We start from the raw sequence: 23,426 nt of genomic DNA on the forward strand, positions 1-23,426 counted from the left end.
GGTACCCCGCCGGCCGATGAAGGTCCATACTTCTGCCGTAGCTGAAGCCGTAGACCTTGATTCCGGCGGTCCCGCCGGGCGCGGAGGGGAGCAGACATGTCCACAGTCCCCAGCAGCGGCGGTTCCGTCCTTCGCCGCAAGCCCATTGAGGAAATCGACGAGGAGAAAACCGGCAACAAGCTGTTCAAGAGCCTTGGCCTCTGGCAGCTGACGGCCATCGGCGTGGGCGGCATCATCGGCGTCGGGATCTTCACCCTCGCCGGACTGGTGGCCAACGGCGGTCCCGACGCCGCCCCCGTGGGCCCGGCCGTGCTGCTCTCCTTCCTGGTCGCCGGCCTGGCCAGCGCCGCGGCGGCCCTGTCCTACGCCGAGTTCGCCGGACTGGTGCCCCGCGCCGGGTCCGCCTACACCTACGGGTACGTGGCGCTGGGTGAACTGATCGGGTGGTTCATCGGCTGGGACCTGCTGCTGGAATACACCGCAATCGTGGCAGTGGTGGCCATCGGCATCTCCGGTTACTTCACCGAGTTCCTCGCCGGTTTCGGCATCGAGATGCCCATCTGGATGCAGGGAACCGGGGACACGGTGGAGGGCGGGCTGATCAACCTGCCCGCCGCCGTCGTCTGCCTGTTCATTACCTGGATCCTCAGCCGCGGCACCAAGACCTTCGGACGCTTTGAACTGGTGGCCGTGGGCCTGAAAGTCCTGCTCATCGTGTTCATCGTGGGACTGGGGTTCTTCTACATCAACGCGGACAACTACACCCCGTTCCTGCCCAGCGGTTTCGGGGCGGTGTTCACCGGGGCAGCCACCGTCTTCTTTGCCGTCTTCGGCTACGACGCCATGAGCACCGCCGCCGAGGAAGCCACGGACGGCAAGAAACACATGCCCAAAGCCATCCTGCTCTCCCTGGCCATCGCGATGGTCCTGTACATCCTCGCCACGCTGGTACTGACCGGAATGCAGAATTACCGGGACATCAGCCCGACCGCCGGTTTCGCCTCCGCGTTCCAATCCGTCGGGCTGCCCGTCATTGCCACCGTCATTTCAGCCTTCGCTGTGCTGTCCATCCTTACCGTGATGCTTACGTTCCTGCTCGGCGTGACCCGGGTGTGGTTCGCCATGAGCCGGGACGGGCTGCTTCCGGGCTGGTTCGCCGGAACGGACAAGCGGGGCACGCCGCAGCGGGTGACCTGGATCGCCGGCGGCACCTCGGCTTTGCTGGCCGGATTCTTCCCCATTCGTGCCGTGGCAGATCTGACCAACATCGGCATCCTGGCCGCGTTCGTGGTGGTTTGCGTGGCAGTGATTGTGCTGCGCTACCGTCAGCCGGACGCCCCGCGGGAATTCCGGCTCCCGCTGATGCCGTGGATACCGGCGTTCGGCGTCCTCGCCTCGGGGTTCCTGATGCTGCAGCTGCACTGGGAAACCTGGCTGCGTTTCGGTATTTGGCTGGTCATCGGGGTACTGGTTTACGCGTTCTACGGGTACAGGCATTCCCTGCTGAATCCAAACAGTCCGCGGCATCGGAGCCTCAAGATGAATCCCCGGCCGGAAAACTGACTGCAGGAGCTGCCAACACAGGACGAGGCGCGGCATCCTTCCTTCCAATTCAATAAATAGCGGCTATTATCTGCCTTAGGGGTTCCGAAAAAATGGACCCTCAGTTGGGGAGAATAACCGAATGGGCAGTCAGTCTCAGGCCATGCCTTCTGCACCGAGGCGGTCCACCATGCTTTTCCGCCGTGCCCGCAGCGGGCTCGTACTGATTGCGGCTTTCTGGCTATGGATGCTTTTTGGCGCCGCGGACTTTGTCGCCGCCCTTTTCGGTTCACCCATACATGCTGCTCTTGCCGTGTTTGCCCTCAGCACGCTCACGCTCATTTCGCTGCTTTTCCTCCCGATCTGTATTGCGTACCTCGTGCTCAACCGGCCGAAGGGACACGCAGCACCATCTGCTGCACCGCAGGCCGGGGAGGCACACGGCAACGGCCTGGCGCCCGTAATCCGGATGATGCCCCGCCGCGCCGCCGTCCACGGTGCCGCCCTGACCAGCCGTGCCGCGGTCCGTGGCGCTGCCCTCACCAGCCGTGCCGCCGCCAAATGGCGGGACCGCGCTTCCTAGCCTGCACCGGCGAGGCAGCCCCAACGGCAGGAATGTCAGAGGCGGTTGCCATTGTGGAGGTCATGACTTCCTCACTGGGCACCCGGATGCCCTCCGCCCCCGCCGGCCCTGTCACCCACGCCCGCTACCGCCGGGAACCCTACGTCCGCTGCCGGACCGGAAACGGCAGCGTTGATGGAAAGGCCGTGGCCTGGACACGCACGGAGGTCCTCCTGCACTGGATTGACGACGACGGCCAGGCCCATAACCGGTGGACTCCGGCTTCCACTGTGCGCCGGATTGCCCGGGACGATTCCGCCTGGCGCGACCCTTACGACGATTTCCGGTTCTACTACCAGTCCTCCCCCGCCGCCGCCTGACCCTCCCCGGATTCGCCCGGCCCTGGATTCGCGTGGAAGCAGCGCTGCGCTGCCGGTGCCCTCTTGACCCCTCACTGCAGAAAGGGACTGATGGAAGGGTGCGGCGGTTACGCCGCACACGGAACTCTGTTCCGGCGGTGTTTGCGGCAGGACGTTGACGCATGGACTTTCAGCATTTGATCGAATCCGTGGGGGAATTGATGGACCTGGCGGGAGTAGCCGCCATCGTCCTGGGTGCCGTGGCCGCCACCATCGCTGCTGCCGCCGCTGCGATGCGCCGGCGCGGCCCGGTCTATGAGGAATACCGGCAGCGGCTGGGGCGAAGCATTCTGCTCGGACTGGAGTTATTGGTGGCTGCAGACATTATCCGCACGGTGGCTGTGACCCCTACCTTCGAGTCGGTGGGAATACTTGCCATAATCGTGCTTATCCGCACGTTTTTAAGTTATTCGCTGCAGCTGGAAGTCACCGGTTCCCTGCCGTGGAAGCGGCCGGTGGGAGAACTTAAGAACAAGAACGAATAACGGTTCAATAAACACGGTCCCGGGCCTTGACATAAGCACTCGACCAAATATCGTTCTCGGCATGATCAATCCAGTCTCGATTCTTCCGTCTGTTCTTTCTGCCTCCGAATTCAGCACAACTACGCAGGAAACAACCATTGGGGCCGGCGCCCTCGTTGGCTCCATGCTCGTGTTCGGCATCATCGGCATCGTTGTCGGTGGGTTGGCCATGATGGGCATGTTCAAGAAGGCCGGCCGCAAGCCCTGGGAGGCTTTTGTCCCCGTCTACGCCCAGGTGGTGCTTTTCCGCATCGCCGGCATGTCCGGCTGGTGGTTCCTGGCCATGCTGGTCCCGGTCCTGAACATCGTGGCAGCCGTGCTCCTGGCGATCAACCTTGCGAAGGTGTTCGGCCAGGGCGTCCTGATTGCCGTCTTGATCATTCTCTTCGGCGTCTTTGTGTACTTCTACCTTTCCTACGGCTCCGCCCGGTACTTCGGTCCGCAGGCCAGCAAGGGTCCCTTCGACCTGGCCAAGAACCCGAACCAGCCCGCTTACGCGCCGGCCGGACACTAACCCACACCCCGCCCGTACAAGGCGCGCATCCCCCGGGGATGCGCGCCTTTTCTTTGCGCTTTGCACCGGCACCAGTCGGCGGGACACGGGATTTCACCGCTGCTCAGGCTTCCCCCGAAGAATTGTTAGGCACGCCGAACTTAAGGTGTTAGGTTGCTGTCATGGCCCGTACCGTCCAGCTCCCCGACACCCCGCGCCCCGCAACGCGCCCCCGCCATATCCTGTGGCTGCTTGGCCCCGCACTGGTAGCCGGGGTCGCCTACCTGGATCCCGGCAACGTTGCCAGCAACATGACTGCAGGGGCGAAGTTCGGCTACCTACTGGTCTGGGTGGTGGTGACGGGCAACGTGATGGCGTGGCTGATCCAGTACCTCTCGGCCAAGCTGGGCCTGGTCACCGGCCGCAGCCTGCCCGAACTCCTCGGGGAACGCATCGGACTCAGACCTGCCCGGCGGCTGTACTGGCTGCAGGCTGAACTCGTCGCGATGGCCACTGATGTCGCGGAGGTGATCGGCGGCGCCGTCGCGCTCTGGCTGCTCTTTGATCTTCCGCTGTTCCTGGGCGGCATCATTACCGGCGCCATCTCCATGGTGGTGCTGCAGTTGCAGAACAGCGGCCGGCACCGGAGCTTCGAGTACGTCATCGTCACGCTGATGCTGGTGATCGCCGTCGGCTTCACGGCCGGCGTCTTCCTCAACCCGCCCGACGGCGGCTCCGTGGTCGAAGGCCTGGTGCCTCGCTTCGAAGGCAGCGAATCGGTGCTCCTCGCTGCATCCATCCTGGGCGCGACCGTGATGCCGCACGCCATTTATGCGCACTCCGCCCTGACCCGGGACCGCTTCCCCGGACGCACCGCTTCCCTCACCACCACCCGGCTGATCAAGGCCACCAAATGGGACGTGACCATTGCCCTGGCCGTGGCGGGCTCGGTGAACCTGGCCATCCTGCTGCTCGCCGCCGGTTCGCTGCAGGGTGTGGAAGGGACCGATACCCTCGAGGGCGCCCATGCCGCCATTGCCGCCTCGCTGGGCTCGGTGGTGGCCACCCTGTTCGCTGTAGGACTGCTCGCATCCGGCCTGGCCTCGACGTCGGTGGGCGCGTATGCGGGTGCCGAAATCATGCAGGGCCTGCTGAAGGTGCGCATCCCCATGCTGCTGCGCCGCCTGATTACCCTGCTCCCCGCGCTGGCGATCCTCGCCGTCGGCATCGATCCCACCTGGGCCCTGATCCTCAGCCAGGTGATCCTGTCCTTCGGCATTCCGTTCGCTTTGATTCCGCTGGTCTGGCTGACTGCGCAGCGGGACCTGATGGGGAGCCACCGCAACCATTGGTGGACCACGGGCCTGGGCGTGCTGGTTTCGGTGCTGCTCGTTGGGCTGAACGTCACCCTGCTGGTACTGACCTTCACCGGCGCCTGAGGCTAGCCGTTCAGCGACCCCTCCACCAGTGCGGTGGCGATGCTGTCGGCATCCGCCTGAGCCGCGAGATACCGCTCCGCGTCCAGCGCAGCGGAGCAGCCGGTGCCCGCAGCGGTAATCGCCTGCCGGTAGCGGTGGTCCACGGCGTCGCCGCACGCGAAGACCCCGTCCAGGTTGGTCTGCGTGCTCGGAGCCGCGACCCTGATGTACCCCTCCGGATCCAGATCCACTTGTCCCGCCAGGAGATCGGTACGCGGGGCATGGCCAATGGCGACAAAAACCCCCTGCGCCGGCAGATTCCGCGTGGCGCCGGTGACGGTGTCCGTAAGGGTCATGCCCGTGACCTTGTCCGTCCCGTGGATCGCAGTGACCTCGCTGTTGAACTCAAAGTGGATCTTCGCGTGGTCCCGGGCCCGCTGGGCCATGATGCGGGAGGCACGCAGCGTGTCCCGGCGTACGACGACGGTCACCGACGCCGCGAAACGGGTCAGGAACAGCGCCTCTTCCATGGCTGAATCCCCGCCGCCGACCACCACGATGTCCTGGTTGCGGAAGAAAAAGCCGTCGCAGGTGGCGCACCAGGAAATGCCCCGGCCGTTGAGCTGTTTTTCCTCCGGCAGCCCCAGCTCCTTGTAGACGGAGCCGGTGGCGAGGATGACGCTGCGGGCCTTGTAGGTTTCCCCGCTGCCTGTGGCCACCCGCTTGGTGTGGGCACCCAGCTCCACTGACACGGCGTCGTCGTACTCCACCAGGGCGCCGAATTTCTCCGCCTGCCTGCGCAGGTTCTCCATCAGGTCGGGCCCGAGGATACCGTCGGGAAAACCCGGAAAGTTCTCCACCTCCGTGGTGTTCATCAGGGCGCCGCCGGCGGTGACGGAGCCCGCGAGGATGCGGGGTTTCAATCCGGCCCGGGCGGCGTAGATCCCTGCGGTGTAACCGGCCGGACCGGACCCGATGATCAGGACGGAATCTGTACCCATCTGCTCTTCCCTTCGCTGCAGCGGTCCTTCAAGTCTGTCGGGGAGGAGGCTAGGGTCGGTAGCCCGGGCGCATTAAGCGGTGCCGGAATCGGCAAAGGAGCCAGTAGTGGCAGCGGCACTCAAACCCATTGAACTGATCCAGCTTCCCCGCGGCGTGATTGATGCGCTTGCCGCCGGTGACCTGCCCGGCGCCAACCGGCAGGCGCCTCTGGAGCTTACCGAGCACTTTTCCCAGGACCGGCAGCCGCTGTGGCGTATCCGGAGCGCGCAGCTGGAAGAGAATCCCGGGGACGCGGCCTGGATTACCCGCGCCATCTTTGACCCCGGACTGGGCCGGGCGGTGGGCCTGGCCGGGTTCCACGGCCCTCCGGACGGCAACGGCATGGTGGAAGTCGGGTACTCGGTGGACCCGGCCTACCGGCGGCAGGGCTACGCCCGTGCCGCGCTGGAGGCGCTGCTTGCCGTGGCTGCCGGGGAACCTTCGATCCGTACCGTTCGGGCAACCATCAGCCCGGATAACGGTGCCTCCCGGCGGCTGGTGGAACAGTACGGGTTCGTGGCCACAGGTGAGCAATGGGATGACGAGGACGGGCTGGAGATCGTTTATGAACTCCCGGCGGGAGGCAACTGACGCCGGTCCGCTAGGATCGCTCGAATGACAACCTGGACAGAGATCACGGCCGCCGTCACGGTGGCTCTGGGCGGAGACACGGCCGCAGGACAGCAGGCACTGCTGGCGTGCTGGGAGGATACGGTGCCGGACCAGCACGCCTATCGATGCGTCCTGGCGCACTACCTCGCGGACACGGAAACGGACCTCGACGCGGAGATCTCATGGGACGAGGCCGCCCTTGCGGAACATGCCGGGGTCAGCAACGAAGATCTTGCACCGTTGGGCATCCCGTCGGCGGGAGGTTTCGCTCCTTCGCTGCATTTGAATCTCGGGGACGGCTACCTGCGGCGCGGCGAGCCCGGGCGTGCGCGCGGCCATCTGGAACAGGGCCTGGCCCTTGCCGAGGAGCTCGGGAGCGAAGGCTACGGTGCCATGATCCGCTCCGGCCTGCAGAACCTGGGCACCCGCATCGAAGCGGCAGCCGGTACCGGGACCGCCGCATGATTGCCGGGAACCTCTTCGCGCAGCAATCCACGCTCACCACGAACCGCCTGCGGCTCGAGCCGCTGGGACCGGAGCACTTCGACGGCGCGTGGGCGGCACTGCAGGATCCGGAGGGCCGCAGGCTGACCGGCACCCACGCGGTTTTCACTCCGGAGCAGATCCGGAGCTGGCTGCAGACCCGCGCCGGTGAAGCAGACCGGGCGGACTGGGCAATAATCCGGGCCGAGGACGGTGTTTATGTGGGCGAGGTAGTGCTGAATGACCTGGACCCGGACAACGAGTCGATAGGGTTCCGCATCGCTTTGTCCTCCCCGAAGGTCTTCGGACAGGGCTACGGCACGGAAGCCACCCGCGCGGTGCTGGGCCATGCCTTTGACGACCTCGGACTGCACCGGATTGAACTGGAGGTCTTCGAGTTCAACCCGCGGGCACGGCATGTGTATGAAAAGTGCGGGTTTGTGGTGGAGGGCCGGCGCCGAGAAGCGCTGCACTGGGACGGGGAATGGGTGGACGCGATCTCGATGGCCGTCCTTGCCGACGACGCCCGCCCCTGACGCTCAACCTGGCGCTCAGCGGATACGGGAACGGATCCGCAGCGCCGCCAGCAGGACGAAGACCACCACCATGGCCGCGAGTACAGCCACAACGTAGCCGGTGGGCACTGACCAGTCCCCCACCTGTGCAGTAATGCCGAAAATGTCCTGCACCGCGGCCACCGCTTCGGGCTGGTCCGTCACGGCGTCCATGGGTCCGGCGGTCATTTCCTGGCGCACCACCATGGAGGCCTGCATAAAGGGCAGCGCGCTGACGAAGTTTTTTATACCCTCGGGAAAAGCCCCCACCGGAATGTAGGAGCCGGCAGCGAAGCCGAGGATGGTGCCTACCAGTGTGGACAGTGCCGCGAAAGAACCCGGGGTACGGACGAAGGTGACGATGAAGGCGCTCAATGATCCGAACGCGATGCAGCTGAGCACCAGGTAACCGTAGGTGCGGGCCAGCCGGCCCGCCGTGAGCACCACGCCGTCCACCGCGGCCAGGTATCCCAGGCTCACGGCCAGCACCACTGTGGTCATGATCAGCGCGATCGCGACGGTGGAGAGCAGATACCCCAGGACCAGCTGCCCGCGGCTGATCGGGGACACCAGGAAGTCCCGGAAACGCCCGCTGGCGGTGTCATCCACGATCACGTTCACGGCGGCGAGCCCCGTGGTGATTGCGGTGATACCCACGATCCCGGCGAACATCCACGCGTCCACAAAACCCTTGATGTCCTCCTCGGCGGCCTGCGGAAACATTTCCGCCAGGCCTTCGGTCTGCTGGTTGCCCAGGAACAGGGTGTAGAGCAGGAACAGGACCAGTGCGCCGAGGAGGGAAAAGAACAGGTTGAGCCGGTCACGGAAGTACAGGCGTAGGTTCCGGCCGGTGATGTCCAGGACTACGTTCATCCTGCTTCCCCCTGCCGGCCGGTCAGGGCCAGGAAGACGTCGTCCATGGTCCCGTGGCGGAATTCGAAGTCCAGGACGCTGTCGCCGTGCGCCGCGAGGAGACGGCGGGCGGTATCGGAGCGGTCTACCCGCAGCCGCAGCACGTTGCCGTCCACCCCGGCGACATCGACCCCGGCGTCGCGGGCCAGGGACGTCAGCGCCTGCGGGTCGGAGGAGGTGATGGAGAGGATGCTGCTGCTGTATTCGGCGCGCAGCGTGGTGGGCCTGCCGTCGGCAATGATCTGCCCCTTCTCAATCACGCAGACCCGGTCCGCTTCCTCGGTTTCCTCCATGTAATGGGTAGTCAGGAAAACGGTGAGGCCGTGGTTTTCCCGCAGGTCGTGGATGGTGGACCAGACGAGGGCACGGCTGGCCGGATCCAGGCCGGCGGTGGGTTCGTCCAGGAAGATGATCGACGGCGAGTGCAGCAGCGCCCGGGCGATGTCCACGCGGCGTCGTTCTCCGCCGGAATAGGTGGCATAGCGCCGGTCGAGGAATTCCCCCAGGCCGACCATCCGGCCCAGCTCATCAATGCGGGCATTATTGGCCGCTTTGTCGGGTGAATAGAACCGTGCCCGGGTTTGAAGGTTTTCCCGGCCGGTGAGGATCGGATCCAGCATCGAATCCTGGAACACCACCCCAATGGCTTCACGGACGCCGCCGCCGCTGCCGCGGACGTCGTGCCCGGCTACCTCGACAGTGCCGGCGTCGAACGGCAGGACAGTGGTCAGGCAGGAAATGGTGGTGGACTTCCCCGCACCGTTGGCACCCAGGAAGGCGAAAACGCTCCCTGGCTCCACGTCAAAGGACAAATCGTCCACAGCCGCCACCCGGCCGAAGCGTTTGGTCAATCCCCGAACGGAGATTGCGGCATCCGTAGTTCCCAATTGGCTCCCCTAGCTTTTTGCGGTTCTATGCATCCAGGAGCAGGTCGTCGAATTCCAGTGGAGTCACCGTGTTGTTTTCCCAGTCCGAGCGAAGTATCGCATAGGCCACGGAGGCAAGCCGGGTGCCGTCCGCCGTCGGCCACGCCTGCCGGTAGTGGGCCTCTTTGACGAACCCTGCCCGCAGGAACGTTTTACGCATGGCAATGTTGTCTTCCCGTGTCTGGCCTTCAAACCGGACAATATCCGGCAATTCGGTGAAGGCCAGCCGACACAAGGCCCGAACCACCTCCACGCCCAGTCCGCGGCCGCGCTGGCTTTCCGCCAGGCGAAGGTCAAAGACAGGGTTGTCGTCCTCAAGGTCCTCCAGGACCACCAGCCCAATGTCTTTGCCGCCGTGCTGCACCCAGTACCCCTGGGATTCCTTGCTCCAGAAGTGCCCCTCCGCCACCCGCTTGTTCGCCTGGAACTCGTCGGGCGCCGTATTCACATGGAAGGGGAACCGGTTTGAGGCCAGGAAGGCAGTGACCGCACTGGCGTCGTCAGGGGTCATCCTGCGGAAGGTGGTGGACATGCGGGAAGTGTAGCGTGCGGGGTTCTAGAGCGCGCCGATCCGGTCCTGGCTTCCGGTCAGGGCGGACTTTTCGGCTTCTTCTTCGAGGCGGAGGCGCCAGCCGCGCGGGGGCGGCCAGGAGATACCCCACAACTCAAGCTGCTGTTTGGTGAAACCACCTGCAGGAGTACGTGCTGCTTCTATTTCTTCACGGGTCGGCATTGGCAAATCATGACACGCACCCCGGATTATGTCACCGGTAAATCAAACATTTCCGGCACCGTTCTTTTATTCCGCTATTGACGGACCGAGTGGGTGCCGCGATCCTGCGGCAATCCGCGGTTTTTCAGGAGTATTTCAAGATAAAAGGGACTCCCGGTATCGCTAAAGAATTATATTAGGGACTTCCGGTACCGCTAATTCAACCCTTACTGATGAGTGGTTACCATAATCAATTGCCAGCCTTCCGGAACCTGGGCCTGGAGTGCTTCCCGGGCTTCGAGGAATCCCTCCCCCTCGGCTTCCAATTCCCGGGTTTCGATAGGACGCATGATGCCAGTGACTTTCATGCTTTCAGCCTAGGCGCGGTACGGGTCCCCTGCCCGCATGAAGCGTGTTGTGTCTAACACCCCTGGCCTGCTGATGGCCCGGCACCGGTCTCCGCCGCGGAACGCCCGGTCACCGGGAAATGCGGCTAGGCGAGGTTTGCCGGCTCGTTAGGCACGGGCTGATCCTGCACGGCGGGATTTCCTGGCACACCCAAGGAGGAAACTACGCGGTGAATGCCTACGAGGAGCATCGAAACACCTGCGATGGCGACGACCACACCCAGATACAGGAACATCACGCTGTTATGCGAATCGGAATAAGCACCTGATGACATCAGGACATCCATGGCCGAAAAGAGGATAAAGAGGGCACCGAGGAGCAGAATCGCGCCGCCCCAGGAGATGAGCGCTGCACTCTGCTTGAAGTTGTTCATGAACCAACTCTATCGGTCCCTCCGGGACGCCCCGTCACGGAAGGACCGCTCCGGACAAAGCAAAAACCCCCGGTTTCCCGGGGGTTTTCCTGTGGTCCACCGACATTCCGGTTACCCTCGGCAAACCTCAACCAACATGTTCCGGATCTCCGCACCCTAATTGGGGGAATCGTCCGCGGCCAAACCATACCCATTAGCTAGGGCCTCGCTACGTTTCTGCTCGACCCGCAACGCTTCGACAGCCGCGTGCAGGTCCGCCTGTAGTTTGTCCGTCCGCTCGCGCTCCTGCTTGAGCTCAGCCTCCAACGACTCGATCGTCCGATCACGCTCCCGCAAACGATTAGACAAAGCCTTCGCATCCTCCTGGATCCGCTTAGCCGTCCCATCCACATCCGCCGGCGATTCAGCCAACCACTCCGCCGCAGCCTTCATCGAGCCAAGCGTCACCCGCTCAATATCCACACCGGGACCCAGGCTCAACAAGTCCGTAATGGAATCGCGCCGCCAGCCCAGATAATCCTCCAACGCACGCTGAGTTCCACGCCGCGGCGCAGAATCCCCAACTTCAATCGCATACAACGACCTGGACGACATACCCACGTCCTTAGCAGCGGACTGCCGTGTATCACCCTTCGCCTTGTAACCAGCGGTCACAAGACGACCCAACGTCTTCTTAGCTTCGTTGCGCTGGGCTTCAGGGGAAGTTGTCATACCTCTAATGTACTGCCTAATCGCGCAGTTATCTAGGAAGTTTGGGAAGTTATTTGGGGAACCTGATCCGGTGCCATGACTGGACGCTAGCAGTTCTTGTCCCACAATTTTGACTTTTTGTCCCACCGGGGGGGGAGTTCCCCGGGATCTAGCGGCTAAATAAGTGGAGCTTAGGGGAATCGAACCCCTGACCTTTTCATTGCGAACGAAACGCTCTACCAACTGAGCTAAAGCCCCAAACTGCACCGCGCGGCGTCGTACCCGGTCCGAACTACGGATCGAAACGGCCGAACAACCGACCCCGCTAGGCTACACCGATTCTAAACACGTGCTCGGGCCCGCACCAAACCCCCGGCACCCTAGGAATGCCTCGGGACCCTCGCTACCGTCGAGGAACCGGCACGGTTCGCCCGCGGAGAGCGGTCCTGCGCAAAGCACACCGGAACCAAGGAGAATGCCATGGCCCTGATCACCGAAATGCTCGAAAACCATCCCGCCGCCGGCCCCCGCACATCGGATCCCCGCCTCCTGGTCGAGTGCCTGCTGGCCTGCGGTGAATGTGCTCAGGTCTGCAATGCCTGCGCGGACGCCTGCCTGAGCGAGGAAATGGTGGGCGAGCTGGTCAGCTGCATCCGCATCGACCTGGACTGTGCCGAGATCTGCGCGACCACGTCCGCAGTGCTGTCCCGAACAGGTGCCACGGGGCCGGCGACCGCCAGCCTGCTGCATGCCTGCATTGCAGCCTGCGCCGCGTGTGCCGAGGAATGCCAGCAGCACGCCGCCATGCACCCGCATTGCCGGATCTGCGCTGAAGCCTGCCGCCGCTGCATCAACGCCTGCGAAAAACTGCTGACCTCACGCGGTTAGTGCGCCAGCACCATTCCCCGGACATAGGCCGCCTGCCCCACGTGCTCAAGGCAGTCCGCGAAGGTGCTCACCAGCCGGACGCCCAGCGTGACCGGCGGATCCCAGGCCCGGTCCACGATCCGGCCCAGGTCCTCACCCGACAGTCCCGAGACGAAGGCCTCGGTGCGGGAATGCACGTCGTCGTAATAGCCCAGCAGCAGCTCCGCGGAGTGCACCTGGACCAGCGCCACCTGCTCGGAGGTATGCCCGTAGCCGGTGTCCTCCACCGCCAGCGGCAGCCCCAACCTTTTGGCCCAGCCGTCGGCGGTCCAGGCCTGCTCCTGCCCCGACACCTCGGCAATCTGGTGGTCCTCCACCCGGCTCAGGTGCCAAATCAGCCAGGCAATGGAGTTTCCGTCCGGATAGGGGCGGTGATTCAGTGCACCGGCGTCGAGGTTGTTCACTGCCCGCCGGACTGCGCCGGGGAGCCGTCCGAAGGCATCGATAAGGAGATCGCTTTCGTCCATCGCGGCAGGCTCCCTCAGGGTTGGCGGCAGGATTTTGCCATCGTTTCACGCCGGTCCGGCGTCCGGGAAGAGGCCGTTTGAGGGCCGCCGCAGAAAACAGGCCGCGGACCGGTTCCTTCCGCGCCGCGCAGTCCTAAAATGGCTCGCATGAGCTGGACTGATGAGCGTCCCGCATGGCTTCCGCCCATTCCCTCGCCGCACCGCGGCCAGGCCCGGATTGTTCTGGGAATGATCCTGGTCTGCAGCACCATGCTGGCCAGCCTCGTGGTCGCTTCCTTCGGTGCGCTGCTGAGCATGTACATCCTCTGGCCGCTCACGGGCGGGCTGCTGCTGCTGATGTCCGGGCTGCTCAGCCGCCGCCGCGGCGTGTAACGGCCGGCCCGTAACGGGGCATCCGGCGCCTCCCGTCACGGCACGGCAACGCAGGGCCGTGCGCTTAGGATTGGCCCATGACACCCCCTGAGCCAACCGGAGCCGGCTCCCAGTCGCAGACCCTCTCCCGCGGCATCCGCGCCCTGGAACTCCTCGCGGACGCGGAGGGCGCCCTGAGCATTGCCGAACTCTCCGAACGACTTGGGGTACACCGCTCCATCGCCTACCGGATCCTGCGGACTCTGGAATCCCACTCCCTGGTGATGCGCGACGACGCCGGCCGGGTTTCGGCCGCACCCGGCCTCGCGGCGCTGGCGCGGGGCGTGTCGCGGGACCTGCAGTCGGCGGCGCTGCCCGAGCTCGGCGTGCTGGCCAACGAGCTGTCCATGACGGCCTTTGTTGCCGTCTGGGACCGGCAGAACTGCGTCACCCTGATGACCGTGGAACCCACCCACAGCCGCACCGCCCTCATCCAACGCCCGGGTACCCGGCACTCCTTCACCGCCGGCGCTCCCGGGATCGCGATCCAGTCCGCCATGACGGAAGAGCAGTGGGACCGGCTGGCCCCGGGGCAGAAGTACCGCAGCGAAAGCCGTGTGGCCCGTGAGCGCGGCTACGCCGTCAGCCACAACGAGGTCATCGAAGGGGTTTCCGCCGTTGCCGCTCCGGTTACTGCCGCAGGCCAACTGCCCGCCGCGGTGTCGGTGGTGTACTTCGGCTCCGGTAAGGACGAAGACGCCATGGGACTGCGGCTGGCCGAAACCGCCCGGCGGATTGAAGCTGCCCTCCGCTGAGAGCCTCGCCGGGAAAATTTAGGTAAGCATTATCTTGCTGGAAACTGCTCCGCAACCGGCCTAAAACTGAAGGCATGAGGAGCAGCAGAATACCCAGGATCCCGGACGCGGTGCGCCGCTATCCGCTGGTGTTCGCCACGCTGCTGGTCGGCTTGGCGGTCCTTGCCCTGCTCGCCGTTGACGCCGGTACCGCCGCGGCCTGGACGGCAAGCCTGTACGCGGGCGCCGTGGCACTGCAGACCGCCGCGGGGATGGTCCGGAACATCCGTGCCGGCAACTGGGGTTTGGACATCCTGGCCGTCATTGCCATCCTCAGCACCATCGCCGTTGGCGAATACCTCGCCGCGCTGATCATCGTGCTGATGCTTTCCGGCGGCGAGGCGCTGGAGGATTATGCCGCCGGCCGGGCCCGCAGCGAGCTTGATGCCCTGTTGGAACGCGCACCCCAGCAGGCCCACCGGCTGGAAGCGGACGCCGTCGTCGACCTTGCCGCCACCGAGGTCCGGCCCGGCGACATCCTGCTGGTCCGGCCCGCCGAGCTGGTGCCTGTGGACGGCATCCTGATGGATCCGGCCGCGGAGTTCGATGAATCCTCACTCACGGGCGAATCCCTGCCCGCCCTGCGCAGCGCCGGGGAGACGGTGCTCAGCGGGTCGGTCAACGGCACCGCTGCCGTCCGTATCCGTGCCACGGCGACGACGGCGGACAGCCAGTACCAGCGGATTGTGGCCCTGGTGCAGGAGGCCGCGGCGTCGCGGGCACCCTTGGTGCGGCTGGCGGACCGGTACGCCCTTCCGTTCACCGGGCTTTCCCTGCTGATTGCCGGCGCTGCCTGGCTGGCCAGCGGCGATCCCGGCCGCTTTGCGGAGGTTCTGGTCCTGGCCACCCCCTGCCCCTTGCTGATCGCTGCCCCGGTGGCCTTTATGGGCGGCATGAGCCGGGCTGCCCGGCACGGCATCATCGTCAAGGGCGGCGCCACCCTGGAACAGCTGGCCCGGATCCGCACGGCCGCCTTCGACAAGACCGGCACGCTGACCGTCGGCCGGCCGGAACTGGTGGCAGTGCATCCGCAGCCGCCGTTCACGGAGGATGAGCTGCTGGCCCTGGCTGCGTCCGCGGAGCAGTATTCCTCCCATGTGCTGGCCGCCGCTGTCCAGTCCGCGGCCACCGCGCGGGGGCTGGCTTTGCTGCCGGCCCACTACGCCTCGGAGGCGGCGACCAACGGGGTGGAAGCGCTGATCGGCGGCCGCAGGATCCGGGTGGGCAAGCAGCGGTTCATTGCCGGCACGGGCGCGGACCCGTCGGAACAGCCGCTGCGGCCCGGCGAACTCGCCGTCTATGTCGGGGTGGAGGGCAGCTTCGCCGGCACCCTGGTGCTTAGCGATACCGTGCGCCCCAATGCCGCGGCCACGCTCACGGACCTGCGGCGGCTGGGAGTCCGGTCCATGGTTATGCTCACCGGTGACGCCGCCGGAACCGCGCACAGCGTCGCCCACGAGCTGGGCATTACGCAGGTCTCCTCCGGTTTGCTGCCGGCGGATAAGGTCCGGGCGGTTGCCGCCCTGCCCGACCGGCCGGTCCTGATGGTGGGCGACGGCGTCAATGACGCACCGGTGCTGGCGGCGGCCGACGTCGGCATTGCCATGGGTGCCAGGGGTTCCACCGCGGCGGGCGAGTCCGCCGACGCGGTGATTGCCGCTGACGACCTCTCCCGCGTGGCCGTCGCCGTCGACATCGGCCAGCACACGCTCCGGGTGGCGCTGCAGAGCATCCGGCTCGGCATCGCGCTGAGCGTGGCCCTGATGCTGGTGGCAGCCTTCGGGTACATTCCGGCGGTCGCCGGTGCCCTGACCCAGGAACTGGTGGATTTGGCCGCCATCCTCAATGCCCTGCGCGCACTGCACGGGGCTGGACGCCGTCCCGCTCGCGGCGCCGAGCGGCGCGGGGACCGGCGGGCAGGGATAATGGGCAGTGGCCGCCGCCCGGTGCCCGGCCGTTGACGGGTTTTTTGGTTTAGACGCTAGGGGAATGTCCATGACGTTGGTCGACAATGCGGTGTATGTGAACGGCAAGCGCCACCATAACCCGGACAGCCTTGATGAAACGTTCGAACTGACCCGCAGCTCCGGCGGCATGGCGTGGATCGGCCTGTACCGCCCGGACGAGGTGGAGCTGCTGGCCGTCGCCGAGGAGTTCGGCCTGAACCTGCTTATTGTCGAAGACGCGCTGGCCGGCCACCAGCGCTCGAAGCTCGAGCAGTACGGTGACCAACTGTTCCTGGTGCTCCGGCCCGCCCGCTACCTGGACGACGTCGAACGCGTCGAGTTCGGTGAGCTGCACCTGTTTGTGGGCCCCAACTTCGTCGTGACCGTCCGGCACGCCGAATCGCCGGACCTGACCCGTGTCCGCAAGCGGCTGGAACAGGAGCCGGACCTGCTGGCACTTGGCCCGCAGGCCGTGCTCTACGCGGTGCTGGACCAGGTGGTGGATGAATATGCTCCCGTCGCGGCCGGGCTGGAGAACGACATTGACGAGATTGAGGACCAGTTGTTCGGCGGCGACGCCGAGGTGTCCCGCCGCATCTACGAGCTCTCCCGCGAAGTCATCCAGTTCCACCGGGCCATCAGTCCGCTGGAAAACGTGGTGGGCGAACTGCGCCAGAACGCGGAGCAGTACGGCATCCCGGCGGACCTGCATGACAACCTCGGGGACGTGCTGGACCATGTGCTGCGCCTGATTGACCGGGTCAACGCATACCGCGCCATCCTGGACAACGCACTCACCCTGTCCTCGACACTTGCCTCCAACCGCCTCGCGGAGACGAGCATTGAACAGAACGAACAGGTGAAGCGGATTTCCTCGTGGGCTGCCATCCTCTTTGCCCCCACCCTGGTGGGCACCATTTACGGCATGAACTTTGAACACATGCCCGAACTCGGCTGGCAGTTCGGCTATCCGCTGGCCATCGTGGCGATGTTCGGGATGGGCGCCATCCTGTACGTGACCTTCAAACGGAACAAGTGGCTCTGATGCGGCTGCTGCTCCCCGTGCTGGCGGGCGCGCTGCTGCTGAGCGCCTGCGGGAACAACGCCGGTGCTTCCCCGGATCCCGGCGGAAGCGGCGGGAGTTCGGCCGCCGATGTGACCGGGCCGTGGGGCGACGTCGATAATCCGGACGCACCGTCCCTGGACTTCAGCCCCGACGGGCGGGTCAGCGGCACGGACGGCTGCAACCGTTTGATGGGGCACTGGACCGTCTCCGGCAACCGCGTCACCCTCCGGGACATGGCCACTACCCTGATGGCCTGCCCGCCCGGAATGGACACATGGCTCGCCGCGGGTGCCGCGGCCGACGTCGACGGCGGCACCCTGCGGATCTATGACCAGGCCGGCAACGAAATCGGCGTCCTGGAACGGTAGGGCGCTAGTGCCGGGACTGCTGCTTCGGCGAGCCCTCCACGTGCAGGTCGTTGCCCTTGGTTTCCTTCACCATGGTCACGGCCACAAAGGACACCACGCACAGCACCATGATGTAGAGGCCGATGGACGGCGACCAGCCGGTCTCGTTCAACAGCGCCTGGGCAATGGTCGGCGCGAACGCCCCGCCCAGGATGGCCCCGAGGGCGTACCCGATGGAGACACCCGAGTACCGCACCCGGGCCGGGAACATCTCGGCATACATCGCTGACTGCGGACCGTAGGACAGGCCCAGGCCGATGGTCAGGACGAAAATCGCCACCGCGAACAGCACAATGTTGGTGGTGTCGATGAGCAGGAACATCGGGACCGACCACAGGAACACCCAGGCGTAGCCGATCTGGAAGGTGCGGACGCGGCCGATCCGGTCGGAAAGGATCCCGCCGTAGAGCGTGAAGATCAGCCAGCCGAAGGATCCCAGCGTGGTGGCCAGCAGTACCGAGGGCCGGTCCATTCCCAGGCCGCCCGCGGCCGGCTTACCGGTGGCGTAAGAGGCGAAGAAGGCGATGACCAGGTACCCGGCCGCATTGTTGGCAATGAAAATCAACGCACTGAGGATCACCTCGCGGCTGTTGTGCCGGAACAGCTGGCCCAGCGGAGCGGACGATTCCTTCTTTCGCTCCTGGATCTCCTTGAAAATGGGGCTCTCGGCCACCGAGCGGCGGATGAAGTAGCCGACGATGATCAGTACCACCGAGACCAGGAACGGGATCCGCCAGCCCCAGGCCAGGAAGTCCTCCTCGCTCAGGCTCGTGCTCAGCACGTACATTACGAACGTCGCCAGGATCATGCCCACCGGCACGCCGATCTGCGGGTAGGCGCCGAACAACCCGCGCTTGCCCGCCGGGGCGTGCTCCACCGACAGCAGGGCGGCCCCGCCCCACTCCCCGCCGGCGGAGAAGCCCTGCAGAATGCGCAGCACAATCAGCAGGATCGGACCGGCGACGCCGATCTGCGCGTAGGTGGGCACCACACCGATCAGGGCGGTGGAGATACCCATCATGACCAGCGTGAACACCAGCATTTTCTTCCGGCCGATCCGGTCTCCCAGATGTCCGGCGACGACGGCGCCCAGGGGACGGAACAGGAAACTGATGCCGATGGTCGCAAAGGAGACCACCTGGCCCAGCGGGCCGTCGTTGATGGGACCGAAATACAGGGTGGCCAGCACCAGGCCGGCAGCCTGGGCGTAAATGAAGAAGTCGTACCACTCGATGGTGGTGCCGACCAGGGTTCCGGCGAGGACCTTGCGTTCCTCCCGGCTCATCCGGCCGGAGGAAGGCACGGCGGACGCGGCATTGACACTCATCTAAAACTCCATTGTTTTGAGACGGACAGTGATGTGGAAAACGGACCCGGTCCCCGCAGCCGGATGCTGGCATCGTACGCCCGCCCCGGCGTCGGGCACCTTACCCGGACCGGCGAGTTTCAGGACATCACGGAATTCCCCCGGGGAACCGCCCGGGGTATGCCGCACAGGGAAGAAAGGTCCACAATAGACTTCGACTCTTTTCCGCCCTCACCGCTTTCTCGACCGAACGGCAGCAACGCATCTTGAACACCTCCCAGCCGGACCTTAAACCGTGGCCGGCGCTCTGGTCCCTGGTCATCGGGTTCTTCATGATCCTGGTGGACTCCACGATCGTAAACATCGCCACCCCCGCCATCATGGCGGACCTGGGCGCAGGACTCGACCAGGTGATCTGGGTGATCAGCGCCTACCTGCTGGCCTACGCCGTGCCGCTGCTGATTACCGGCAGGCTCGGTGACCGGTTCGGCCCGCGCCGGGTCTATCTGATCGGGCTGGTGGTCTTCACACTCTCCAGCCTCTGGTGCGGCTTTGCGCACAGCGTGGACGCGCTGATCCTCGCCCGTGTGGCCCAGGGCTTCGGCGCTGCGCTGATGACCCCGCAGACCATGTCCGTGATTACCCGGATCTTCCCGCCGGACAAGCGCGGCACCGCACTGGGCCTCTGGGGCGCAACCGCCGGCGTCGCCACCCTCGTGGGTCCGATCCTGGGCGGTGTGCTGGTCGACGGACTGGGCTGGGAATGGATCTTCTTCATCAACGTGCCGGTGGGCGTGCTGGGCTTCATCCTGGCCTACCGGCTGGTGCCGCAGCTCCCCACCGCCGTGCACCGCTTCGATTACCTGGGCGTGCTGCTCAGCGCGGCGGGGATGTTCTGCCTGGTCTTCGGCATCCAGGAAGGCGAAAGCTACAACTGGGGAACCATTGCCGGACCGTTGTCCGTCTGGTCCCTGATCATTGCCGGGGTGGTGCTGCTGGGGCTCTTTGTCCTCTGGCAGCGGCTGAACCGCGCCGAGCCGCTCCTGCCGCTGAAGCTCTTCCGGGACCGCAACTTCTCCCTGGCCAACATCTCCATCACCGGCATGGGCTTCGCCGTCACCGCGTTCTCGCTGCCGGTGATCCTCTTTGCGCAGAACGTGCGCGGGCTGAGCCCAACGCAGGCGGCTCTGCTGCTGGCCCCGATGGCAGTCCTGGCCGGAGTCCTCGCCCCGGCTGCGGGCAAAATCGTCCAGCGCGGGAACCCCCGGTTCATTGCGGTGTTCGGGTTCGCTGCCATGGCGGCATCCCTCATCTGGCTCGGTTCCATCCTCAGCCCGGACGTCCCCTACTGGCACCTTCTCCTGCCGATGGCCCTCATGGGGCTGGCGAACGCATGCATCTGGCCCTCGGTGTCGCTGACCGCCACGCGCAACCTCGCGGCCGACGTCGCCGGTGCCGGTTCCGGCGTTTACAACACCACCCGGCAGTTCGGCGCGGTAATCGGCAGCAGCGCCATCGCCGCGGTCATGCAGTCGCGGCTGACGGCGCACCTGGGCGGAAGTGCGGCCGACGGCGGCACCGCTCCGGCCGGCGGTGTGTTCCCGGAAGCCCTCAAAGCCGGCTACTCCGAGGCCATGGGGCAGTCCCTGTACCTGCCCGCGGCCGTCATCCTCCTTGCCCTGCTGGCCTCGCTGTTCTACGCCAAGCCTGCTCCTGAACTCACCTCGGGCGGGGCCCGGGAAGCGGCACGGACCTCCTCGAAGGGCTAAACCCCCGGACAGCGCAAAACCGGGCGGAGCCTCTGCGGCTCCGCCCGGTTTGTATCCGGCAGTTGTTATTCCTTGTTCAGCTTGTCCTGCACGGCTCCGGCTGCCTTCTCGACCGGGTTGGGGATGTCCGTGGTCCCGTAGTACCGGGCGTCCGGGCGGGTGGGCGGCGGCATCGGGGCCCGGGTGGTGGGACCGTCGTGGTAGCTGAATTCGCCCTTGCCGTCCGGCGTCGGCCCCTTGGCCCAGGACCCTTCCTTGGCGTGCTCGCCGTCGGAGAAGTTCAGGTACTGGTAGGACACCTCGCGGTGTTCCTTGTTGAGCGGGAAGTTGCTGGGTACCGGTAGCTGTTCCATGTTCTCCGCCTGAAGTTCCAGGGCCGCGGTGGTCCACTGGTTCTGGTGCATGGTGTCCCGGGCCAGCAGGAACGCCAGCAGGTCCCGCACCCCGTGGTCATCGGTCATGTGGTAGAGCCGGGCAACGGCAATGCGGCCCTGCATTTCGATGTTGGCATTGGACGTAAAGTCCGCCAGCATATTGCCGCTGGCCGTGATGTAGCCGCCGGTCCAGGGATTGCCGTTGCTGTCCACCGGGCGGGCGCCGGCACCGGCCACGATGGCGTGCTGCACGTCCATGCCGCCCATCACCGCTGCAACCGTGGGATCGTTCTGGACGGCGTCGTCGGTAACCCCCAGCGGAGCCTTTTCCAGCAGCTGCGCAATCATGATGGCCAGCATTTCCACATGGCCCATTTCCTCTGCGGCAATGCCGTACAGCAGGTCCCGGTATTTACCCGGAATGTGCGCATTCCAGGACTGGAATCCGTACTGCATGGCTACCGTGATTTCGCCGTACTGGCCGCCCAGTGCCTCTTGAAGCTTCCGGGCAAACACCGCATCCGGCTTCTCCGGGGTGGACTTGAACTGGAGTTCCTGTTTATGGAAAAACATAATGCCTCCGCACCTTGTGGACCGGCGCCGGAATCGGCGTTCCCTCTGCGGGGTGCCGTGGCCGGTCACGGTGTTTCCAACGTAGACCCGCACCGGAATCCGCGGAAGAGTAGGCAGTGCACTTGCCGGACCCACCTCCCGGGTAATCGGCCGAGACACGGGTAGTGTCCTTGCCATGGTCTCCCAGGAACGCCCCGACACCGCTGCCTCCGCCCCCGCCGATCCGGAAGCGAGCCCGGCGTCGGACGTCACCGACGACTTCGCGGTCCGCCGGCACACCCTGCCCTCGGGCCTGGGGTACACCACCACCACCGGACGGATGGTCTTCCGCAAGGAAGAAGTCAGCGACGGAAAGTCGGACGGCTTCCGGCCCAAGGCGGAGATCTTCCTGGTCGCCTACACGGCGGACGCGCCGGAGACCGGCCCCAACCGGCGCCCTGTGGTGTTTGCCTTCAACGGAGGGCCGGGTTCCTCCTCCGTCTGGCTCCATATGGGACTGCTGGGCCCGCGGATGGTGGACTCGGGCGACGCCGGTTCCCTGACTCCTCCCCCGTTCGACCTGGTGGACAACCCGCAGACCCTGCTGGAACACGCGGACCTGGTGCTGATCGATCCGGTGAACACGGGCTTCTCCCGGGTGGTGAACGGCAACGACGCCGCGGAGTTCCACGGGTTCGAGGAGGACCGGGATCTGGTGGCCGAGGTGATCCGGCTCTGGACCACGCGCAATAACCGCTGGCTGAGCCCGAAGTACCTGGTGGGTGAGTCCTACGGCACCCTGCGCGCGGTGGCCGTGGCCGGGAAGCTGTTCGACGCCTACGGACTGGCGGTCAACGGTCTGGGCCTGATTTCGACTGTCCTGAACCTGGCCACCCTGGATTTCGCACCCGGGCGGGACACTCCCTATGCGCTGCATCTGCCGACCTACGCCGCCATCGCGCACTTCCACGGCCGGCTTCCGGGCCGCGAGCTGGCCGACGTCGTCCGCGAAGCCGAAGCCTACGCCGCGCGCGAGTACGGATATGCGCTGACCCAGGGGTCCCGGCTGAGCGCGGAGGAGTACGACGACGTCGTCGCCTGCCTCGCCGCCATCACCACCTTGAGCGAGGGCTTCATCCGGCGTACCAACCTGCGCTGGGACTACGCGATGTTCTCCGCGGAGCTGCTGCGGGAGGAAAACCTGGCCGTGGGGCGCATTGACGGCCGGTTTACCGCCGCGCCGGCGCACCAGCAGGACTGGATCAACTGGGACGATCCCAGCCTGGTGGCCATCAACGGGCCCTATTCAGCGGCCATCAACCATTACGTCCGCGCCGAGCTCGGCTACGAGAACGATCTCCCCTACGAAATCCTCAGCGGCCGGGTCCAGCCGTGGAGCTACAAGACCTTCGAGGGTGTGCCCGTGGATGTCACCGGCACCCTGGAACGGCTGCTGGTGCACAACCCGGCCCTGCGCGTGCACGTGGACTACGGCTACTACGACGGCGCCACGCCGCATTTCGCTGCGGAGTACGTGTGGGCGCACATGCGGCTGAGCGATGAAGCACGGTCCCGATTCACGCACCACTACTACGAGGCCGGGCACATGATGTACGTGAACCCCGGCTGCCGTGCCGACCAGTTGCGGAACCTCGCGGGGTTTGTGACCGGGGCCTAGAGGTCAGGGGTCTGGCGGTGTGTTCCGTCGGCCCCGTCATCCCTGCTTACCGGGTGGGCG

General features: G+C 65.5%; 28 protein-coding genes and 1 tRNA gene. 17 read left to right on the forward strand and 12 right to left on the reverse strand.

The genetic code is table 11. From position 1 onward, the window contains the following. Positions 1-96 precede the first annotated feature (96 nt). The 6 genes from NNX35_RS03900 to NNX35_RS03925 all read left to right on the forward strand — a co-directional run bounded on the left by NNX35_RS03900 (position 97) and on the right by NNX35_RS03925 (position 4,979). Positions 97-1,563 (forward strand): amino acid permease, encoded by a 1,467-nt coding sequence (locus NNX35_RS03900; RefSeq protein WP_255867033.1) that lies wholly within the window; start codon positions 97-99, stop codon positions 1,561-1,563. 121 nt (positions 1,564-1,684) lie between these two features. Next, a complete protein-coding gene (locus NNX35_RS03905; RefSeq protein WP_255862422.1) occupies positions 1,685-2,125 on the forward strand; it encodes a hypothetical protein in 441 nt (146 codons plus the stop codon). Positions 2,126-2,187: 62 nt separating this feature from the next. Further along, positions 2,188-2,484, forward strand: coding sequence for a hypothetical protein (locus tag NNX35_RS03910; RefSeq protein WP_255867034.1), 297 nt, complete (start codon positions 2,188-2,190; stop codon positions 2,482-2,484). Positions 2,485-2,645: 161 nt separating this feature from the next. Beyond that, positions 2,646-3,008, forward strand: a complete 363-nt coding sequence (locus NNX35_RS03915) for a DUF1622 domain-containing protein (protein WP_255765218.1) — start codon at positions 2,646-2,648, stop codon at positions 3,006-3,008. 61 nt (positions 3,009-3,069) lie between these two features. Then, positions 3,070-3,561 carry a DUF5684 domain-containing protein gene (locus NNX35_RS03920; RefSeq protein ID WP_255765219.1) on the forward strand — a complete coding sequence of 164 codons (492 nt, stop codon included), beginning with the start codon at positions 3,070-3,072 and terminating at the stop codon, positions 3,559-3,561. Between the two features lie 161 nt (positions 3,562-3,722). Continuing rightward, complete coding sequence (locus NNX35_RS03925) at positions 3,723-4,979, forward strand: Nramp family divalent metal transporter (protein ID WP_255862420.1); 1,257 nt, start codon at positions 3,723-3,725, stop codon at positions 4,977-4,979. 2 nt (positions 4,980-4,981) lie between these two features. Here the strand turns inward: NNX35_RS03925 and trxB are convergent, their stop codons facing one another. Then, positions 4,982-5,959 (reverse strand): thioredoxin-disulfide reductase, encoded by a 978-nt coding sequence (gene trxB / locus NNX35_RS03930; RefSeq protein WP_255862419.1) that lies wholly within the window; start codon positions 5,957-5,959, stop codon positions 4,982-4,984. Positions 5,960-6,065: 106 nt separating this feature from the next. Here trxB and NNX35_RS03935 point away from each other — a divergent pair, with 106 nt between their 5' ends. Genes NNX35_RS03935 through NNX35_RS03945 form a run of 3 tightly spaced genes read left to right on the forward strand, consistent with a single transcriptional unit; the run spans position 6,066 to position 7,630 of the window. Further along, positions 6,066-6,590 (forward strand): GNAT family N-acetyltransferase, encoded by a 525-nt coding sequence (locus NNX35_RS03935; RefSeq protein WP_255765222.1) that lies wholly within the window; start codon positions 6,066-6,068, stop codon positions 6,588-6,590. 24 nt (positions 6,591-6,614) lie between these two features. Beyond that, complete coding sequence (locus NNX35_RS03940; protein ID WP_255867035.1) at positions 6,615-7,076, forward strand: hypothetical protein; 462 nt, start codon at positions 6,615-6,617, stop codon at positions 7,074-7,076. After that, positions 7,073-7,630 (forward strand): GNAT family N-acetyltransferase, encoded by a 558-nt coding sequence (locus NNX35_RS03945; protein ID WP_255867036.1) that lies wholly within the window; start codon positions 7,073-7,075, stop codon positions 7,628-7,630. The genes NNX35_RS03940 and NNX35_RS03945 overlap by 4 nt, the downstream gene beginning before the upstream one ends. 15 nt (positions 7,631-7,645) lie before the next feature. On the opposite strand, the gene NNX35_RS03950 is transcribed toward NNX35_RS03945, so the two are convergent. From NNX35_RS03950 to NNX35_RS03985, 8 genes are all read right to left on the reverse strand, one after another. Beyond that, entirely contained in the window at positions 7,646-8,521 is an 876-nt protein-coding gene (locus NNX35_RS03950; RefSeq protein WP_255867037.1) for an ABC transporter permease, read from the reverse strand. Then, positions 8,518-9,447 carry an ABC transporter ATP-binding protein gene (locus NNX35_RS03955; RefSeq protein ID WP_255867038.1) on the reverse strand — a complete coding sequence of 310 codons (930 nt, stop codon included), beginning with the start codon at positions 9,445-9,447 and terminating at the stop codon, positions 8,518-8,520. The genes NNX35_RS03950 and NNX35_RS03955 overlap by 4 nt, the downstream gene beginning before the upstream one ends. Before the next feature lie 25 nt (positions 9,448-9,472). Further along, positions 9,473-10,018, reverse strand: coding sequence for a GNAT family N-acetyltransferase (locus NNX35_RS03960; RefSeq protein ID WP_255862413.1), 546 nt, complete (start codon positions 10,016-10,018; stop codon positions 9,473-9,475). A gap of 24 nt (positions 10,019-10,042) precedes the next feature. Then, positions 10,043-10,219 (reverse strand): hypothetical protein, encoded by a 177-nt coding sequence (locus tag NNX35_RS03965; protein ID WP_255765228.1) that lies wholly within the window; start codon positions 10,217-10,219, stop codon positions 10,043-10,045. 206 nt (positions 10,220-10,425) lie between these two features. Then, positions 10,426-10,566, reverse strand: a complete 141-nt coding sequence (locus tag NNX35_RS03970; protein ID WP_255862412.1) for a hypothetical protein — start codon at positions 10,564-10,566, stop codon at positions 10,426-10,428. 125 nt (positions 10,567-10,691) lie between these two features. Next, positions 10,692-10,979, reverse strand: a complete 288-nt coding sequence (locus NNX35_RS03975) for a hypothetical protein (RefSeq protein WP_255862411.1) — start codon at positions 10,977-10,979, stop codon at positions 10,692-10,694. A gap of 156 nt (positions 10,980-11,135) precedes the next feature. Further along, the gene (locus NNX35_RS03980) at positions 11,136-11,690 is read right to left on the reverse strand and encodes a hypothetical protein (protein ID WP_255867039.1); all 555 of its coding nucleotides are present in this window, start codon (positions 11,688-11,690) and stop codon (positions 11,136-11,138) included. A 164-nt stretch (positions 11,691-11,854) separates the two neighbouring features. Next, positions 11,855-11,927 (reverse strand) — tRNA-Ala (locus tag NNX35_RS03985). 222 nt (positions 11,928-12,149) lie between these two features. Between NNX35_RS03985 and NNX35_RS03990 the strand changes: the two genes are divergently transcribed. Next, positions 12,150-12,557, forward strand: coding sequence for a four-helix bundle copper-binding protein (locus NNX35_RS03990; protein ID WP_255765230.1), 408 nt, complete (start codon positions 12,150-12,152; stop codon positions 12,555-12,557). Here the strand turns inward: NNX35_RS03990 and NNX35_RS03995 are convergent. Further along, positions 12,554-13,063 carry a DinB family protein gene (locus tag NNX35_RS03995; RefSeq protein WP_255765231.1) on the reverse strand — a complete coding sequence of 170 codons (510 nt, stop codon included), beginning with the start codon at positions 13,061-13,063 and terminating at the stop codon, positions 12,554-12,556. The genes NNX35_RS03990 and NNX35_RS03995 overlap by 4 nt on opposite strands. A gap of 147 nt (positions 13,064-13,210) precedes the next feature. Here NNX35_RS03995 and NNX35_RS04000 point away from each other — a divergent pair, with 147 nt between their 5' ends. The 5 genes from NNX35_RS04000 (at position 13,211) to NNX35_RS04020 (ending at position 17,648) form a co-directional block, all read left to right on the forward strand. Next, entirely contained in the window at positions 13,211-13,435 is a 225-nt protein-coding gene (locus NNX35_RS04000) for a hypothetical protein (protein ID WP_255765232.1), read from the forward strand. Positions 13,436-13,512: 77 nt separating this feature from the next. Further along, positions 13,513-14,229: an IclR family transcriptional regulator gene (locus NNX35_RS04005; protein ID WP_255765233.1), complete on the forward strand. Its 717-nt coding sequence runs from the start codon at positions 13,513-13,515 to the stop codon at positions 14,227-14,229. A gap of 74 nt (positions 14,230-14,303) precedes the next feature. Then, entirely contained in the window at positions 14,304-16,229 is a 1,926-nt protein-coding gene (locus NNX35_RS04010) for a heavy metal translocating P-type ATPase (protein ID WP_255867041.1), read from the forward strand. 34 nt (positions 16,230-16,263) lie between these two features. Continuing rightward, positions 16,264-17,259, forward strand: a complete 996-nt coding sequence (locus NNX35_RS04015) for a magnesium and cobalt transport protein CorA (protein ID WP_255862805.1) — start codon at positions 16,264-16,266, stop codon at positions 17,257-17,259. Continuing rightward, complete coding sequence (locus NNX35_RS04020) at positions 17,259-17,648, forward strand: META domain-containing protein (protein WP_255867310.1); 390 nt, start codon at positions 17,259-17,261, stop codon at positions 17,646-17,648. The genes NNX35_RS04015 and NNX35_RS04020 overlap by 1 nt, the downstream gene beginning before the upstream one ends. Before the next feature lie 4 nt (positions 17,649-17,652). Here the strand turns inward: NNX35_RS04020 and NNX35_RS04025 are convergent, their stop codons facing one another. Then, complete coding sequence (locus tag NNX35_RS04025) at positions 17,653-19,014, reverse strand: MFS transporter (RefSeq protein WP_255867042.1); 1,362 nt, start codon at positions 19,012-19,014, stop codon at positions 17,653-17,655. Positions 19,015-19,325: 311 nt separating this feature from the next. On the opposite strand from NNX35_RS04025, the gene NNX35_RS04030 reads away from it, so the two are divergent. Beyond that, the gene (locus tag NNX35_RS04030; protein WP_370646977.1) at positions 19,326-20,762 is read left to right on the forward strand and encodes a DHA2 family efflux MFS transporter permease subunit; all 1,437 of its coding nucleotides are present in this window, start codon (positions 19,326-19,328) and stop codon (positions 20,760-20,762) included. A 65-nt stretch (positions 20,763-20,827) separates the two neighbouring features. Here the strand turns inward: NNX35_RS04030 and NNX35_RS04035 are convergent, their stop codons facing one another. After that, complete coding sequence (locus NNX35_RS04035) at positions 20,828-21,709, reverse strand: manganese catalase family protein (protein ID WP_255765237.1); 882 nt, start codon at positions 21,707-21,709, stop codon at positions 20,828-20,830. 175 nt (positions 21,710-21,884) lie between these two features. Between NNX35_RS04035 and NNX35_RS04040 the strand changes: the two genes are divergently transcribed. Beyond that, a complete protein-coding gene (locus NNX35_RS04040) occupies positions 21,885-23,366 on the forward strand; it encodes a S10 family peptidase (protein ID WP_255867043.1) in 1,482 nt (493 codons plus the stop codon). Positions 23,367-23,426 lie beyond the last annotated feature (60 nt).

The organism is Arthrobacter sp. zg-Y844, from assembly GCF_024385465.1.
GTDB lineage: Bacteria > Actinomycetota > Actinomycetes > Actinomycetales > Micrococcaceae > Arthrobacter_B.